This is a genomic window from Acuticoccus mangrovi, assembly GCF_016411865.1.
GTDB classification, from domain to species: domain Bacteria; phylum Pseudomonadota; class Alphaproteobacteria; order Rhizobiales; family Amorphaceae; genus Acuticoccus; species Acuticoccus mangrovi.
In genome coordinates, this window is the sequence record NZ_JAEKJA010000015.1 from 1 (window position 1) to 15463 (window position 15463).

General features: G+C 64.8%; 13 protein-coding genes. 8 read left to right on the forward strand and 5 right to left on the reverse strand.

Annotated features, from left to right (window positions below):
- From JCR33_RS16580 to JCR33_RS16600, 5 genes are all read left to right on the forward strand, one after another.
- Positions 1-295, forward strand: a 295-nt coding sequence (locus JCR33_RS16580; RefSeq protein ID WP_198883233.1) for an integrase core domain-containing protein, incomplete at its 5' end; no start/stop codon positions are given.
- A 250-nt stretch (positions 296-545) separates the two neighbouring features.
- Complete coding sequence (locus JCR33_RS16585) at positions 546-1553, forward strand: IS110 family RNA-guided transposase (protein ID WP_198883234.1); 1008 nt, start codon at positions 546-548, stop codon at positions 1551-1553.
- Between the two features lie 441 nt (positions 1554-1994).
- Positions 1995-2735: a sulfotransferase domain-containing protein gene (locus JCR33_RS16590; RefSeq protein WP_198883235.1), complete on the forward strand. Its 741-nt coding sequence runs from the start codon at positions 1995-1997 to the stop codon at positions 2733-2735.
- Positions 2736-4133: 1398 nt separating this feature from the next.
- Positions 4134-5570 carry an alkaline phosphatase gene (locus JCR33_RS16595; RefSeq protein ID WP_198883236.1) on the forward strand — a complete coding sequence of 479 codons (1437 nt, stop codon included), beginning with the start codon at positions 4134-4136 and terminating at the stop codon, positions 5568-5570.
- Positions 5571-5629: 59 nt separating this feature from the next.
- Positions 5630-6097, forward strand: coding sequence for a hypothetical protein (locus tag JCR33_RS16600; protein WP_198883237.1), 468 nt, complete (start codon positions 5630-5632; stop codon positions 6095-6097).
- 34 nt (positions 6098-6131) lie between these two features.
- Here the strand turns inward: JCR33_RS16600 and JCR33_RS16605 are convergent, their stop codons facing one another.
- The 4 genes from JCR33_RS16605 to JCR33_RS16620 all read right to left on the reverse strand — a co-directional run bounded on the left by JCR33_RS16605 (position 6132) and on the right by JCR33_RS16620 (position 8788).
- Positions 6132-6740 (reverse strand): DNA-3-methyladenine glycosylase I, encoded by a 609-nt coding sequence (locus JCR33_RS16605; RefSeq protein ID WP_198883238.1) that lies wholly within the window; start codon positions 6738-6740, stop codon positions 6132-6134.
- A 3-nt stretch (positions 6741-6743) separates the two neighbouring features.
- Positions 6744-7028, reverse strand: a complete 285-nt coding sequence (locus JCR33_RS16610) for a YciI family protein (RefSeq protein ID WP_198883239.1) — start codon at positions 7026-7028, stop codon at positions 6744-6746.
- Positions 7029-7038: 10 nt separating this feature from the next.
- Positions 7039-7647, reverse strand: a complete 609-nt coding sequence (locus JCR33_RS16615) for a TetR/AcrR family transcriptional regulator (protein ID WP_198883240.1) — start codon at positions 7645-7647, stop codon at positions 7039-7041.
- A 370-nt stretch (positions 7648-8017) separates the two neighbouring features.
- Entirely contained in the window at positions 8018-8788 is a 771-nt protein-coding gene (locus JCR33_RS16620) for an SDR family NAD(P)-dependent oxidoreductase (protein ID WP_198883241.1), read from the reverse strand.
- 981 nt (positions 8789-9769) lie between these two features.
- On the opposite strand from JCR33_RS16620, the gene JCR33_RS16625 reads away from it, so the two are divergent.
- The gene (locus JCR33_RS16625) at positions 9770-12571 is read left to right on the forward strand and encodes a hypothetical protein (RefSeq protein WP_198883242.1); all 2802 of its coding nucleotides are present in this window, start codon (positions 9770-9772) and stop codon (positions 12569-12571) included.
- Between the two features lie 476 nt (positions 12572-13047).
- Here the strand turns inward: JCR33_RS16625 and JCR33_RS16630 are convergent, their stop codons facing one another.
- Entirely contained in the window at positions 13048-13821 is a 774-nt protein-coding gene (locus tag JCR33_RS16630) for an N-acyl homoserine lactonase family protein (protein ID WP_198883243.1), read from the reverse strand.
- 163 nt (positions 13822-13984) lie between these two features.
- Between JCR33_RS16630 and JCR33_RS16635 the strand changes: the two genes are divergently transcribed.
- Positions 13985-14887: an NAD(P)-dependent oxidoreductase gene (locus JCR33_RS16635; protein ID WP_198883244.1), complete on the forward strand. Its 903-nt coding sequence runs from the start codon at positions 13985-13987 to the stop codon at positions 14885-14887.
- 109 nt (positions 14888-14996) lie between these two features.
- Entirely contained in the window at positions 14997-15419 is a 423-nt protein-coding gene (locus tag JCR33_RS16640; protein ID WP_198883245.1) for a carboxymuconolactone decarboxylase family protein, read from the forward strand.
- Positions 15420-15463 lie beyond the last annotated feature (44 nt).

Genomic DNA, 15463 nt, shown 5'->3' on the forward strand with positions numbered 1-15463 from the left:
TCAGTCGGCGACCGGGTCAGTTTTCCAGCGGCGGCAACACCGCCCGCGGTCATCGCATCTCAACGGCAAGGTCGAACGGGTGCAACGGACCGCGCTGGAGGAGTTCTGGCCGACGGTCGACCTCAAAGACCCGGAGCTCGAAGCGCGATCGGCGGAGTGGCAGAACGTCGACAACTGGGTGCGTCCGCACGGCAGCCTCGGCGGCATCGCTCCCACCGGCAAGGACATCGCTGCGTCGTATGACCCGAACGCCGAGCCCATTCTGCCGCGCAACCACTGGTCAGCGCGACGCTGACGATTGAAACGATGTCAGCAGATCACACAGCTTGCCTCGCGTGCCGCTCGGCAGAAGCGGCGCGAGGCCCTCGAACTGCGCCTCGCTTAGCCATGAAGTGCTCTCGGATCATGGCGATCTCCCTTCGGAGATCGTGGAAGCAGATCCGCCTTTACCAATCGTGCTTATGAGCCATCGGGGAATTCGGGGCTGCTGATTGGTCGGCTGGCGGCGACACTTCTGGGAGCGGATGCCTGGAAGGAGGGGAGCCATGAGCCGATTTGCCGGATTGGACCTGTCGATGGAGACGACCGCGATCTGCGTCGTCGACGACAAGAGCAGCAGGATCACCGCGGTGAAGGTGGAGAGCACGCCGGCGGCGATCGCCGAGGCGCTGTCGGATGCCGGCCCGATCGAGCGCGCAGTGATCGAGACCGGGCGGATGGCGGCAGCGATCTGCCTCGGCCTCAGGGAGCTCGGCATCCCTGTCGTCTGCCTCGATGCGGTCCAGGCCCACCAGAGCCTGAAGGCGATGAAGGCCAACAAGACCGATCCGGGTGACGCGGCGGGCCTGGCGCAGCTGGCACAGACCGGCTTTTACAAGGAGGTACACGTCAAATCGGCCCCGGCCCAGGGCGTGCGGTCGGTGATCACGGCCCGCTCGCATCTCGTCGAGGCCCGCGTCAGGCTGGACAACACCATCCGCGGATTGTGCGTGGCGTTCGGCATCAAGGTCGGCCCCAGCCAGGGCAAGGACTTCGTCGCCCGCGCCGAGGCGGCGATCGGAGTGCCCGGCCTCGGCGAGGCGGTCGCATCGCTGCTTGGCGTGCGCGAACGGTTGGTTCGGGAGATCAAGCGGCTCGACCGTATGCTCGTCGTGTTCAGCCGCCGGTCGAGTGCCTGCCAGATCCTCATGGGCATTCCCGGTGTCGGGGTGCAGACCGCCGCAGCCTTCGCCGCAGCTATCGACGACGCCGGCCGCTTCAAACGCCCCCGCTCGGTCGGCGCCTCCTTCGGCCTCGTGCCGAAACGCCATCAATCCGGCGAGCTGGACTGGGTCGGCCGCATCACCAAGCAAGGCGACACCATGGTGCGCAAGCTCCTCTACGAGGCCGCCAACTCCATCCTCACCCGCAGTCGCCGGACCTTCGGGCTGAAGACGTGGTCGTTGAAGATCGCGCGACGGCGCGGGCTGAGGAAGGCCCGTGTCGCGCTGGCTCGTTGCCTCGGGGTGATCATGCACGCGATGCTGCGCGACGGCACCTTGTTCGAGGCGTGAGAGCGCGTAGTCTGAGAGGGCCAGAGGGGTTCGGCGTTCGCCGACCCAATGACGGTGTCCCGAGAGGGGACGCAGGGACAGATGAGCTGCGAAGGTACCGGATAAGCCTGGTCTGCCAGAGCCCGCTTCGAGTCATTGCACCACCCGGCCTTGTGAGACCCGATAGCGCACGGCGTCCACCACCGCGCGGATCGTCAGTGCGGACAGATCAATGAAACCCTCGACGGCACACCGCAACCGCAGCGCAAATTACAGATCCTCAGCCTAAGCGCTCTTACGGTCTCCCGAACGTCGTGACGAGAGCAACGGACAGGCTGGCACTCGATGACCTCGGCAGTGGATGAGAGGGTCCCTCCGCAGCGCACCGGCCAATGTGTCTTGAGTTAGAATTTGCCTCCTTCTATATTAAAAATTCATGTGGATATCTGAGATTCCTGCGCAATGAGCATGCCGACGAAGAACACCGCACTGGCAACAGACACGCCCCCGAAACCGACAGGTTACTCGCATACCTATTCTTTAAAATATGCGTCTTGTGTTTCTTGGCCGCGAAGCGGCCATCACCTCTTGGTGAGACTCCTCTCTGCTGCTTTCGGCGACAGTTTTCAATATTGCGAATATTACAAGGCTCAACAGGAGCCGGGCCATGATTGCTGCGGCAGCTTTCCGTGCACCAAGCCGGGAATCTCGATGAGCAAGCAGCATGATTTTGATCTGAAACACGATCTTCCGAGAGACGCCCGTTTGATCGTTCAATTTCGCAAGTTCCTTCCCGCGGTTGTCTCTGAATACGAACTTTACTGCAATAAACGCCCGGCTGAGCATGATACAAAGGCATCTTTTATCCGATATGCACGCGGCAGAGCAAAAGAATACCCTATCTTCATCCACAAATGGGTTCGGACTCCTCGGAGCAATCGCGTGGTCATCGACTATGACGATCTCATGCAGTCACCGAGTGAACAGTTGAATCGCGTCGCCAAATTCTATGGAGTTGACCTAACCGCCGTGGATTTAGATGAAATCCTCAATTCCGCTCGACATATAAGCTTTAAAAGCGGCAAAGCGGCTGTGCACCAGGCAACCGGAGTCAAGAATCGGCGAGACTACAAAAATTTTCGTTATTATGATGAGAAATTATTTGGTCTCCTACAGAAAGAATCTGAGAATTACCCCGAATAACAAATGACTGTTTATATCATCAGAATAAATTACGACTTGTAACTGCCTCGCCCATCGCAATGTGACCTTGGTGGGGTGAGGATGCCGGAGTGCTTGGAGCACCGCACGAGCGCGGACATTGGTCGGAGACGACCCGTGACTGCACCGGGGCGTGTACCATCCAAGCGATGAGGCGGTGGGCGAGGTCACTGCTCTGTCGACGGACGTGGCGATCCGATCGACCGGATTTGACGTCACCTGCCGACCTGCTTCACCCACGCCGCCGTTGACACCGCCACCGACGGCAACGTGACCGCTCCATCCCCGATCATGGTCCAAACTTCGGAACCTCATCTCGTCGCTCGGCTTGAAACGAGCGCGAAAGGGCTAAAGCACGATCGCGCCGAGTGCCGCTCACTCGCCATTTGTTCAATTCGCCGTCGCAAGCCGCCGCGGTGCACGACGGTTTGCGCTCGGAATGGTCGCCGCGTCGATCAAGTCAGTCGCCACACCACAAGCGCTTCTCGCGATCGATTTGGATCTGCACGGCGGCCTCGCTGATCATCGCAAATGAAGGTGCCTCGCAAGATCACGATGGGGAGGTCGGTGGCTCAGACAACTCGAGTCGCTTCGCTCGCACTGATGCGCGAGACTGGGCGGATTTCACCCACGACGGGCTATCGACTTGATGTGCGGTGCCTCTTCGTCGCCCCTAAAGCAGGCACCGAGTGGTTCGATCGAAACGGATCGAGCCACTCGGCATATTCTCTGATAGATCGATTTTTCGAGACATTTGAGTGATTTAGGCTCAGACTCTCGAACCGAGAGGCGGGCCTCAAATGTCTCGGCCGATCCACGAGAGTGGTTGGATAAGGGCTTCAGCGTCGCCCCCCCCCCCCGGCACGGGGTGCCCCGCCCGCTCACACGCCTCGCCCCACCTACAGTCGGTAAACGTCGCATCTTGAAATAGGCGTGCTCGGCGGGTCGCTGCGATGCTGCGATCAACCAGACGGCATGATCGGTGCCGCCTGACGGGCGAAGGGACGTGACGGATCCCTATGTCCGGCAACCGGTTGAGCGCTCAAAAGCTTGTCAGGCATCTGTCGCATGGAGAAGCGGGCGATCCCCGGACCAGTCGTCGTCGAGCGGTCGACGGTGTCGTGGATGTGCTCCGGCGATTGCCGCCGGCGCGATATCCCTGCGACCTTCAGCCCACGGACAAGCGTCTGCGAAAACCTCGACAAATGGTCGACGCATTCGCCTCTGCCGAGTCTTCTTCCGAGGAGTCGCAGAGTAACATACTGAATCTCAAGGCTGATCTCCCATCCCCAACCGGTCGTGCCGACAGTCATGCGCTTGTTATGATATAACATTATTGCAGCGCTGGAGTTTGTCCGCACTTTGGGAAACGGAGACACCATGCTGTCCTGCCAACGTCTTGCCCTGCTTCTGGGGGTTTCGGCCGCCCTCGTCCTGCCGGCCTCGGCGCAAGAGGCGCCCGCCAAGAACGTCATCCTGATGATCACCGACGGTGCCAGCATCGAGACCTGGCGCGCGGCGAGCTACTATCGCTTCGGCGCGCTCGGCCACGAGGTCTACGACGACTTCGACGTCAAGCTGTTCGCCTCGACCTACCCGCTGAACACCGAGCGCGAGCCGACGATGACCAACGAAGGCGCCGTGACCTTCGACCCGGCCGAGCTCTGGGCCGCGGTGCCGACCGAGACCGTCTACGAAGGCTCGCTCGGCGACTATCAGGGTTATTTCGTGGGCTATGACTATGCCCGCCACGACTATACCGACAGCGCGGCCGCCGGCACGGCGCTCGCGAGCGGCCAGAAGACCTACAACAACGCCCTCAACTGGTCGAACACCGACACGCAGCTGAAGCACATCGGCGAATATGCCGTCGAGAGCGGCCGCGCGCTCGGCTCGATCTCCTCGGTCCAGTGGAGCCACGCGACCCCCGCCGCCTTCCTCGGCCACAACCGGAGCCGCAACAACTACGAGGCGCTCGGCCAGGAGATCATCGGCTCGGGTCTCGCCACCGTGGTGATGGGCACCGGCCACCCCTACTTCGACCAGAACGGCGCGGCCGTCGCCGCGCCGGGCGACAAGGCGTTCCGCTATGTCGGTGGCCGCGAGGCCTGGGCGCGCCTTGCGAACGGCGAGACCGAGTACAAGCTCATCGAGAGCAAGGCGGACTTCGAGGCCCTCGCCGCCGGCACGCTCGACATGGGCGGCAAGGAAAAGCTCATCGGCACCGCCGAGAATGCCGCGACCCTCCAGTTCAACCGGCCGGGCGTCGCGATGGGCGACATGCTCGACAACGTGCCCGACCTCGCGACGATGACGCTCGGCGCCATCGCGCTGCTGTCGCAGGACGAGGACGGCTTCTTCCTGATGGTCGAGGGCGGCGCCGTCGACTGGGCCGCGCACGCCAACAACCTGCCGCGGATCATCGAAGAGCAGATCGACTTCAACGAAGCGGTCGAGGCGGTGGTCGCGTGGATCGAGGCGAAGAGCTCTTGGGACGAGACGCTCGTGATCATCACCACCGACCACGGCAACGGCCTGCTGCAGGGGCCGAACTCGGACGAGGTGGCCTATGCCCCGGTGATCAACCAGGGCGCGGGCGCGCTGCCGCTGGTGCGCTGGAACTCCGACACCCACACCCGCGAGCTGGTGCCGCTCTATGCGAAGGGTGCGGGCGCCGACTTCTTCCTCGACGCGGCGACGCCCGAGCCCGGCCTCGCGATCTACGACGTCGCCGAGGAGAGCCGGCAGTATGTCGACAACACCGACGTGTTCCGTGCCGCAATGCATGCCTTCGGCCTGACCGAAGACGCGCGTTAGTCCATCCCTTCGGGGCGCCCGCCGACGAGCGGACGCCCCTTTTCTCGGGCACGTTTTCCATGAAAATTCTGCAACGCCTCGCTCTCGCCGCGCTGCTCGGCGCCGTCGCGACACCCGCCTCGCACGCCTTCGATGCCGCGGCGCTGCCGCAGACGGCGAGCGGCCACGCCTACGCCGAGGTGCGCCGCGCCGTGCGCAAGGCCGATGCGCTCACGATCGAGCTGCGCTTCGTGACCGACGAGGCGGGCTATTCGGGCGAGGCGATCTACGCCGATCTCGACGAAGCGAGCCTCGGTGCGATCCACGTCGAGGCCGGCGGGCGGCGCTACGATCTCGCCCGCGACGCGGCCGGCAAACCGCGGGCGCCGACCGCGCTGGAGCTCACGTTCAACTACGATCCGTCGAAGAACCCGCGCGTTGGGTCGTGGAAAGGGGTGTTCTCCGCCCCGCCCGGCGACGTCGTCGACGCGACCCTCTTCCTGCCGAACGTCGCCGTGATCGGGCCGTTCGCGATCTCCGATCACTGATCGGGACGGATCGGCCGCCGCCCTCGGACGACCCCTACCCCGGTCGGACGAAGGCGGCGCGGGCGCGTTCGACCGCCTCGTGCACGGCGCAGTCCGGGACGTGGTCGTTGATGAGGCCCATCGCCTGCAGGAAGGCGTGAACGGTGGTGGGGCCGACGAAGCGCCAGCCGCGCCGCTTGAGGTCCTTCGACAGCGCGATCGAGGCGGGCGACGTCGAAGCGCTCTGCGGTGGCGCGCGGTCGGCGGCCTGCGGCTCGAAACCCCAGACATAGGCGGCGAGCGAGCCCTCCCGCCGCACCATCTCCTGCGCCCGTTTGGCGTTCTCGACGACGGCGGCGATCTTGCCGCGATGGCGCACGATGCCCTCGTCGGTAAGGAGGCGAGCGATGTCGGCCTCGGTGAAGCCGGCGACGGCGTCGATCTCGAAGCCGCGGAAGGCTCTGCGGAAATTCTCGCGCTTGGCGAGGATGGTGCGCCAGCTGAGGCCCGACTGGAAGGTTTCGAGGCACAGCTTTTCGAAGAGCCGACGATCGTCGCCGACGGGGAAGCCCCACTCGGTGTCGTGGTAGGCGAGGAACTCGGGCGCGGCGGCGCACCAGCGGCAGCGCGGCCGGCCGTCCGGCCCGGGGATCGTCGAACCCATCGCTCAGGGCGCCAGGAACGCGAGCCGCGCGTCGGTGCGCCCCGGCGCGACCTCCAGGATGTCGGCGACGACGACGCCCTGTGCGACGAAGGGGTCCTCGTCGACGCGCCGCTCGAGCGCGGCGCGTGAGGCCTCGTGGGCGAGGATCGCGCCGCCGATGCCCGGCAAGAGGCTGCCGACGAGGAGGAAGACGCCGTCGTCGAAGCCGCGCTCGATCCACGCCTTGTGCCCCTCCATGAGCGGGGGCGCCTTGGTTTTGTCGGCGAAGAGCAGGGTGATGATGAACATGGGTGCTCCGTCAGGACGGCCGTTGGGGGGCGGTGGGGGTCGGCCGCGACGCCTCCCCGACCTCGGCGGCGAGCCACGCGGTGAGGGCCGCGACCTCGCGGTGGATGATGGCTTCGTCGTGGAAGGCGGTGGCGAGCGTCGCGATGCCCTGGCTGCGCATCAGGACGTGGAGGGCGAGGCTGTCGGCGTCGGCGGCGCGGCCGAGCGCCGCGAACTCCCCGGCGAGCCAGCCGCGGTAGGCGCCGAAGATCGCGGCGGCGTCGTCCTGGGCGGCATGGTCGAGCTTGGCGAGCTCCTCGCAGAGGGTGCCGACGGGACAGCCGTAGGCGATGATCTTCGCCCGGTTCATGACGAGGATGTCGATGAAGCGGCGGATGCGGGCGACGGGCGACGAGGCGCCCTCCTCCCATGCCGCGAGCATCGCCTCGGTGGACGCGAGGCGGCGGGCGATGACGGCGCCGAGAAGCTCGTCCTTGGTCTTGAAGTGGTAGTAGAAGTTGCCGCGCGAGAGCCCCACCGCCGCGGCGATGTCGGCGAAGGAGGTGGCCGCGTAGCCGTTTTCGTAGAAGAGCCGGTCGGCCGCCTCGACGATGTGTTCGCGGGTGTCCGTCGCGCCCATGGTCCTCACCCTCGCTCCGGTGACGCTCGTGACGGCGGGGCGGCTCGCGGCGTGGTCGCCGAGCCCTCTAGGTCAAGCGTCCTACGAAGCTCTTTAGGTCGAGTGACCTAGAGGGTCAAGTGCCGTCGGCGGCTTGCGACGCTCGCGGGCGACGCTTCGAGGTGGTGTGCGGGACGGCGGGGTCGCGTCGTTCGGATCTGCTGCGGGCGCATCATGAGGTGGCGCGACGCGGGGCACGTCTTGCGGCGAGACGCCGCCCGGTGCGTCGTGGGCGGGACGTCGCCCGATGCGTCGTGGGGCGGAGCGTCGCCCGGTGCGTCGTGGGCGGAGCGTCGCCGGGCGGCGATGCCCGGGCGCTCCGCCCGTCCGGTCAGAAGGACAGGACCGAGGTGCCGCCGCCGTCGACCACGAACTCGGAGCCCGTCAGATAGGCGGACTCGTCGGCCGCGAGGAAGACGACGACGTTGGCGACGTCGCTCGTCTCGGCGATGCGGCCGATCGGGGTCAGCCGCTGACCGAGCTCGCCTTGCGACATCCCCGTGGTCTTTTCGGCATACTCGGCCATCGCGGTCTTCACATAGGTGGGGTGGATCGAGTTCACGCGGATGTTCTGCGGCGCGAGCTCGGCGGCGAGATCCTTGGTCATGATCCGCACCGCCCCTTTGCTCGCGCCGTAGAGGGCGTGGCCGGCCGCACCCTGGAGCCCCGCGACCGAGGACATGTTGATGATCGATCCACCGCCGCGCTCCACGAGATAGGGGATGACGTGCTTGGCGCCGAGGAACACGCCGGTGACGTTGATCGCCATCAGCTTGTTCCAGGTTTCGAGCGAGGTCTCGGTGACCGGCGCGATGATATAGATGCCGGCGTTGTTGACGAGGACGTCGACGCCGCCGAAGGTCTCCTTGGCCTTGGCGAGGACGCTGATCCAGTCGTCTTCGGAGGCGACGTCGTGCTTAAGGGTCAGTGCTTCGCTGCCGGCCTTGGTGACGAGATCGGCCGTCGTCTTCAGGCCGTCCATGTTGATGTCGGTCGCGACGATCTTGGCGCCGCCTTTGGCGAAGAGCTCGGCGGTCGCACGGCCGATGCCGGCCCCCGCTCCGGTGATGACGACGACCTTCCCGCTCACTGTCAGGCTCATGGTTTCTTCTCCAGTCCCAGCGATTGACGCTCAGTGTCGGCGCAGGATCGGCCCGGGCTGTGGGACGGCATGCCGTTGCGGCATCCCTTCGAGCCACCGTTCGGGTGCCGCGACGGGGCGGCGCCTGCGCCACCTGCGACCTTCGGCCGATGACCGCCGATCGCAAAGGGATCGATGCCCGATCCGCCGTGCAGCGTTGTCGCACGCCGCCGCACCGACGCGCTGCGCGGACGCCGATGCCGCCCCGCCACCACGCGGCCATGGGATGGTTCGGAGCGCTCGTCGACGGCGGATGAGGTGGGTCCTTGCGCTGACGACACAGCACTCATCGACGTCGCCCGCCATGGGGTCGTGGAAATTGGGTTGATGCGCTCAAGTCGAGCTTTGGTGAGCCACGAGTGATCGGACGTGAGCAATTCGCCCTGCTCATGTGGCTGACGCGTTGCGCAGGAGACGAATCCCCGAAGCTGCCATTCGCGATGGGGCGCGTTCAGCACAGACCGCGAGCAGGCGATCTGGAGGTATTGGCCCATTCCGGTTGTTCAATAGAGTGTGAAGAGACCCCGTTAGCGGACATCGGGCGGGGTGGCCCGCCTCCACTCAAAACTCGCCGAGCTCGGAAGTTTCGAGAGGTCGAGTTTCACGAGACAGATTTGGGAGGTGGTGCCTTCAACCGAGTGAGGCGGTCGCGACGGGGCGCTGACAGGAGACGAAAACGTTCGTTTTTGATAGTATGGCTGCCCGGCTTGCGGACGAAGCTCCCGGCCGCAACGTCGCCAAAAATGCAGATCGCCGCGCTTTCCGGACGGATCACGCTTGGAACAAGCCATCGCCAACCCAGGTCGGTATTTTCCAGCACCTCCGCTGGTCTACAGTCGGACGAGGCTCGGCGGAATGGCTTCCGGTCGGTAGCTTGCCTACGGACCCTTATGATAAACTGTGGTACTCGTGTTCCGGTCTTTCGCTTGTATGGAGATTTGGATGTCCCGTATTGCTGTAAGTACTTTTTTGCTCGAGCACTTCTTCCGCTGCCTGGTATTTCTTCTGACTTGCCTTGCCCCGTACTTCGCGATGGCCCAAGATGCACCGCTGGTCGGTCACTGGAGCGGGCGCTATGGGCTCTGCAACGGGGCCTTTGTCGATGTTGAACTCGACATTGGACTGCCGAATTACAACGCGACCGGATACAGTGGCTTTCTGACTGCAAAGACCGCAAGCGCCACCGGCACCGCTAAAGCGCGGATTGCCTACGAGGATTTCGATCCCTTCCAGACGGTCATCGGCTTGCGCGACTGGCAGGGCCTGCCCGAAGACATGCAGGCATCCGATTTTTACGCTGCACGTTCGAAAGGCGGCACGGGGATCTCAACGACAGAAGAGAAATCCTGCAAGACACTATCACTGAGCAAAGCGCCCTGGCCGGAGATGTCGGAAGTCGACCGAAAGGCGCTCTTCAACCGCGGACTAAACGGTAAGTGGCAAGCGGAAATGGCCTGTGATCAAGTGGGTGAGGTCGCCATCGACGTCGCCTTCCGAATGGATCCGGTCTCGGGGGCGTTGCAGGCCGAGATGGCGCTGTCGCCTTTGACGCAAAACGATCGCGTTCCGCGCGCACGCTTTGTGTCGCGGGTCGATGCGCTTCCCGACGGCCGGCTGCGCCTTCTACCCGTCTTGCATATGTCGGAGCCCGCCGACTATTCCCCGCCGCCGCCCACGCTGGCAATCGCGCTGAGCAATGACGGGCAGGAGCTCGAGGGCGAGCAGGTGGGGCTCTATGACGAATGCGGCCCAGTGGCGGGCTGGAAGATCGAGGACGGCCCGCCACCGGTTGTCCTGTCAGACGATGAGATCTCGGCGGCCAACAACTTTGCCCTCAGCCTGAGCGGCCCGTGGTACGGACGGGTTCAATGCACCGACGGCGCATATGTGACCTGGCTGACCCTAGAGCAGACCGGGGACGGGATCTTCATCGGAAAGCAGAAAGCCAAGGGTCGCGGAAAGGCCCCGGGGTTCGAGATTCACACGCTTTCGGGCCGGGTCGACCCGATTGGCCCTGCGCTCGACCTCAATCCGTTGGAGCTTCTTGGCGGCGGCACCGACGGGTTCTCGCTTTTACCAACCCGGCTCTGGCCGTCGGGTGAAGAAGGTATGCTGGCGGCAGAGATCAATCGGGCCGGCTGCGACGAGGCGATTTATCGCCAGTATCCAGTTCCCGACGTCGCCGTCATGACCCAGCCCGGCCCGTCCCAGACGACGATCTTCCAGCGCGATACACGGCGGCCGAACCGGCTGCGGGTAGCCAAACCCGAAACCGCCTGCGCCGCCTATGAGGACTGGATGGCGCAGGCCGGCACCGATGCGTTCATAGGGACCGTCGTGCGCGCTGGCTCGGAGCACTACGGACGTCTACCGATGTTGCTTCAGGACAGCCAGTTCGTGCCGTTCTTCGGCCTGCCATATGATGAGCTTGCCGGCAGCGATCAGGTCGAAGTCGAGCTCGGCCGGTTGGGAATGACCTGCCGGAAGCAGTTCCAGGCACAAGGCGGCCTGCCTCCGGAGTTCAATCGCTTTAACAGCTTTCTGAAGGTCGCAATGCAGGTGGACCCGAACGATCCGCTGCGGCTGATGGTCGAGGATCTGGCCTTGCCGGACGGTTCTCTCGATATGTTCCGGGAGTATCTTGCGGCGCTTCCCGACACGAAGATGGGATTAAATGCGCTTGATCGGCTTCCTCCGGACATCGCGGCGCTGCGCGACCGAATGACGACCGCGGAGCGCGCGGTGGGCGACGATCTGATCGAGACCCGGCGCGTCGAGATCCGGGAGGCAATTGTCGACGGCTATGTGGCCGAGCTTTCGAGGGAGGAGGCAGACAAAGCACGGATCGTAGAGCTAGAACGCGAAGCCGCGACCTTGCCGCGCCCTCTGGTCGATAAGCTGGAGGCGGCGCTCAACGCTGCAAAGGCGCGGCGCTTCGACCTCCAGGAACGCCAGGCAAAGGCGCAGGCGCAGGCCAAGCGGTCTCAGGTCACTCTCGACGCGAACCGGATCGTCGACGAGATGTACAGCAAAGCCTTTGGCACCGATCCGATGGCGCGGATCAAGAAACTGGCCGAGCTTATGGGCAACGGGATGACCCGGGACGAAGCTATCGCCGCGCTGAATAGCCCCGAGAACCTGGCGCAGGAAGAAACGGAGCGGCGGGAACGTGTCGGCTGGATTTATGCACCAGAACCGCTTTATGCGCAGATGCGCAACCCTTATTACCTATCGATGCTCTATACTGGCCAGATGCACATGACGTCGCCCAATGTCTATTTCGCGGTGGCCTACTGGTATCTGGTCCTGTCCGGCAGCGCCTATGCCAAATGTATGCCGGATGCCGCTAAATATGAAAAGACGACTGTCTACACGCAGTACGAACGGAACGGATTTCTGCCGCCTGTCGTGACCAACCAGTCTGAGACTTCGCAGATGGTCACCATCAACCGTCGCTTCGCCGATGTGTTCCCGGTGCTCTACCGCGCGATCACGCAGCAGGACGGCTCAAACCCGCGCTATATCTTCGATTTTGCCAACAAGGGCCGATTCATGCCTACCGTCGGTGTAAAACCGACCCAGCTTACCGACTATTCGCGCGAGGACTTGATTCACGACATCGGAGTGATCCTGGCGTCCGAGCCTTGCGATAGCGAGATCCACAAACGCTTCGAAAACGCGATCGACCCGATCCTGGACGAGTTGCGGAACTTCAAGCCCGGCCTTGGTGCGTTGAAGCGCTAGACTAGCACAGCCCGTTGCGGTCGAATCGTGGCGATTGGAGCAACGTCTGGCAGTGCCATGCGCGCGGCCAGGCAAGCGCGTCACCGCATTTGGTGGGTTATCCGAGGTCTTCCTCCCTGCAACAGCGTCAGCCAGTCTCGAGACGCGTGAAAGACACGGATCAGCTCGATCCCGTCACCGCCCTCCAGAGGGCGGTAGAGGATCAGAGCTGTCGCCGGCGTCGCCAAGGCTTGCGGGGTCGCGACTGTCCCCGGACACTGGGACGACCTTTCGCCATCGCGACCTCTCAAAATCGGTGGTTTTCGCGAATGCCGAACGTCCGCTTCGAAGGATCCTGCCTCGCGCAGCCTGCGTCCGCAATGGGCACAAATGTTCGCACTGGTTCGGTGTCGCCGACAGTACATGTAGGGTCACCAGTAATGTCCGCTTCCCGTCCACAAAGCACGACGATTGGCGTTGCTCCCTCCCCCCTCGCCTCATCCGATGCGGACGGTGTCGGGATCGCTGGCGGCGACGGGGGGCCAGAGCGACAGAACCTCCGGGTCGTGACCCGGTAGGATGATACCGTCCTCGCCGGCGAGCTCGCGCAGGCGGCGGTAGCCCTCGAGCGTCGCCGGATAGTCGAACAGCACCGGGAAGGCGTCGTCCCTGTCCATCAGCCGCGTGAGATGCAGCGCGTCGGAGGCGACGACGACGCGGCGCGGCCCCTCGACCGTCAGCACCTGCAGCCCCATCGAGTGGCCGCCGATCAGATGGGCGGCGACGCCCGGCGCGAGCACATAGTCGCCGTCGTGGAACACCACCTGCTCGCGATAGACGAGGCGCACCGCCGCCACCACGTCGTCGACGTCGAACGGCCGGCGGATCGGCTTGTGCACCATGTAGCGGCCGGTGGCGAAGGTCATCTCCTTGTCCTGCAGGTGAAAGCGTGCGTTGGGGAAGGCGGCGAGGTTGCCGGCGTGGTCGTAGTGGAGGTGGGTGATGACGACGTCGGCGACGTCCTCCGCCGCGATGCCGATGCTTGCGAGCGCCGCCACCGGATGACGCAGCAGCGTGCGCCCGCGCGCCCGCGCCGCCGCCTCGCTGAACCCGGTGTCGACGAGGATCACTCGCGCCCCGTCGCGCACCACCCAGACGAAGTAGTCCATCCGCCCCATCCGGTCGTGCACGTCGGCGTCGAGCGGCACGCTCAACAGCGTGGAGTCCAGCGTCGCATACCGCAGCGCCAGCACTTCCCATCGACCGGACATGGCTTCCTCCCCGTCCCTATTGTCATACAATCATATAATGATTTGCCCGATCGCCCTCCCCCCGGCCCGGCGCCGGGCCGACGATCGCGCGTTAGACTCGCGATGATATTGACAGATTGTCTGATTGCATGAAATCACAAGATTCTAATCCATGGGGACCCCGATGAAAGAGCTCTCACCACCCTGCACCATCGCCTTCATAGGCCTCGGCCAGATGGGCGCGCCGATGACCGTGAACCTCCTGAAGACGGGGTATGGGGTTCGCGGATGCGACCTGTCGCCGGCGGCACGCGAGGCGCTGGAGGCGGCCGGCGGCACGGCCTTCGCCTCGCCCGCCGAAGCGGCGGCGGGCGCCGACGGGGTCATCACGATGCTGCCGAACGGGCGCGTGGTGCGCGACGCGCTCCTCGGGAACGGCGGCGCCGCGGCGGTGCTCGCCCCCGGCACGGTGGTGATCGACATGAGCTCCAGCGCGCCGATGGACACCCGCTCCCTCGGCGAAGACCTCGAGGCGGCCGGCCTCAACCTCGTCGACGCGCCGGTGTCGGGCGGCGTCGCCAAGGCGATCACGGGCACGCTCGCGATCATGGCGGGCGGGCGCCCCGAGGTCGTCGCCGCGGCCAAGCCGGTGCTCGCCGTGCTCGGCGGGCGGATCTTCGAGACCGGCGCGCTCGGCTCCGGCCACGCGACGAAGTCGATCAACAACTTCGTCGGCGGCGCGGGCGTCGCCGCCGCGCTCGAGGCGCTGGTGCTCGCCAAGTCGTTCGGGCTCGACCTCGACCTTCTCGTCGACGTCCTCAACGCCTCGACGGGGCGCAACAACGCCACCGAGAACAAGCTCAAGCAGTTCGTGCTGTCGGAGACCTTCGCCGCCGGCTTCGGGCTGGCGCTGATGGCCAAGGACATCGGCATCGCCGACGGGCTCGCCGAGGACATGGGGCTGGAGCTGCCGACGCTGCACAACATGGCGAAGCTCTGGGCCGACGCCACCGCGGCGCTGCCGAAGGGTGCCGACCACACCGAGCTCTACCGCTATCTCGCCGAGCGGGCGACGGCCGCGACATGACCGCCCGCGACCCGGCCCGGCGCGCGAGCGGCCCGGCCGGCCCCTTTCTCGACCCCGTCCTCTGTCTCGCCCCCCTCCTCTTTCTCGACCTTTGAATCGGAGAACAACAATGACCGACTCTTCCAAGATCACGAGTACCGCGCCCGACGGGTCCGACTTCACCGAGAAGTTCAAGAACGGCCTCAAGACGCGCCAAGAGGTGCTGGGCGATCAGTACGTCGCCGCCTCGGTGAACAAGGCCACCCCGTACAATTTCCCGATGCAGCAGCTCGTCACCGAGTATTGCTGGGACGAGATCTGGAACCGGCCGGACCTCGACCGCCGCTCCCGCTCGATCCTCAATCTCGGCATGATCTCGGCGCTCGGGCGCAATCACGAGCTGAAGCTGCACGTGCGCGGCGCGATCAACAACGGCCTCAGCAAGGAGGAGCTGCGCGAGATCTTCATGCAGGTGGCGATCTACTGCGGCGTTCCGGCCGGCATCGACAGCTTCCGGATCGCGCAGGAAGTCTTCGACGATATGGGCATCTGAGGGCACTCGGCGCCCGGCCCGCCGCGCGGCGGGTCGGGCGTCGC

Bases quoted from the DNA above. Each gene is read 5' to 3' on its own strand.
- JCR33_RS16595 (WP_198883236.1), top strand. From the start codon at position 4,134: ATGCTGTCCTGCCAACGTCTTGCCCTGCTTCTGGGGGTTTCGGCCGCC.
- JCR33_RS16590 (WP_198883235.1), top strand. From the start codon at position 1,995: ATGAGCATGCCGACGAAGAACACCGCACTGGCAACAGACACGCCCCCG.
- JCR33_RS16610 (WP_198883239.1), bottom strand. From the start codon at position 7,028: ATGTTCATCATCACCCTGCTCTTCGCCGACAAAACCAAGGCGCCCCCG.
- JCR33_RS16625 (WP_198883242.1), top strand. From the start codon at position 9,770: ATGTCCCGTATTGCTGTAAGTACTTTTTTGCTCGAGCACTTCTTCCGC.
- JCR33_RS16635 (WP_198883244.1), top strand. From the start codon at position 13,985: ATGAAAGAGCTCTCACCACCCTGCACCATCGCCTTCATAGGCCTCGGC.
- JCR33_RS16615 (WP_198883240.1), bottom strand. From the start codon at position 7,647: ATGGGCGCGACGGACACCCGCGAACACATCGTCGAGGCGGCCGACCGG.
- JCR33_RS16585 (WP_198883234.1), top strand. From the start codon at position 546: ATGAGCCGATTTGCCGGATTGGACCTGTCGATGGAGACGACCGCGATC.
- JCR33_RS16600 (WP_198883237.1), top strand. From the start codon at position 5,630: ATGAAAATTCTGCAACGCCTCGCTCTCGCCGCGCTGCTCGGCGCCGTC.
- JCR33_RS16620 (WP_198883241.1), bottom strand. From the start codon at position 8,788: ATGAGCCTGACAGTGAGCGGGAAGGTCGTCGTCATCACCGGAGCGGGG.
- JCR33_RS16640 (WP_198883245.1), top strand. From the start codon at position 14,997: ATGACCGACTCTTCCAAGATCACGAGTACCGCGCCCGACGGGTCCGAC.
- JCR33_RS16605 (WP_198883238.1), bottom strand. From the start codon at position 6,740: ATGGGTTCGACGATCCCCGGGCCGGACGGCCGGCCGCGCTGCCGCTGG.
- JCR33_RS16630 (WP_198883243.1), bottom strand. From the start codon at position 13,821: ATGTCCGGTCGATGGGAAGTGCTGGCGCTGCGGTATGCGACGCTGGAC.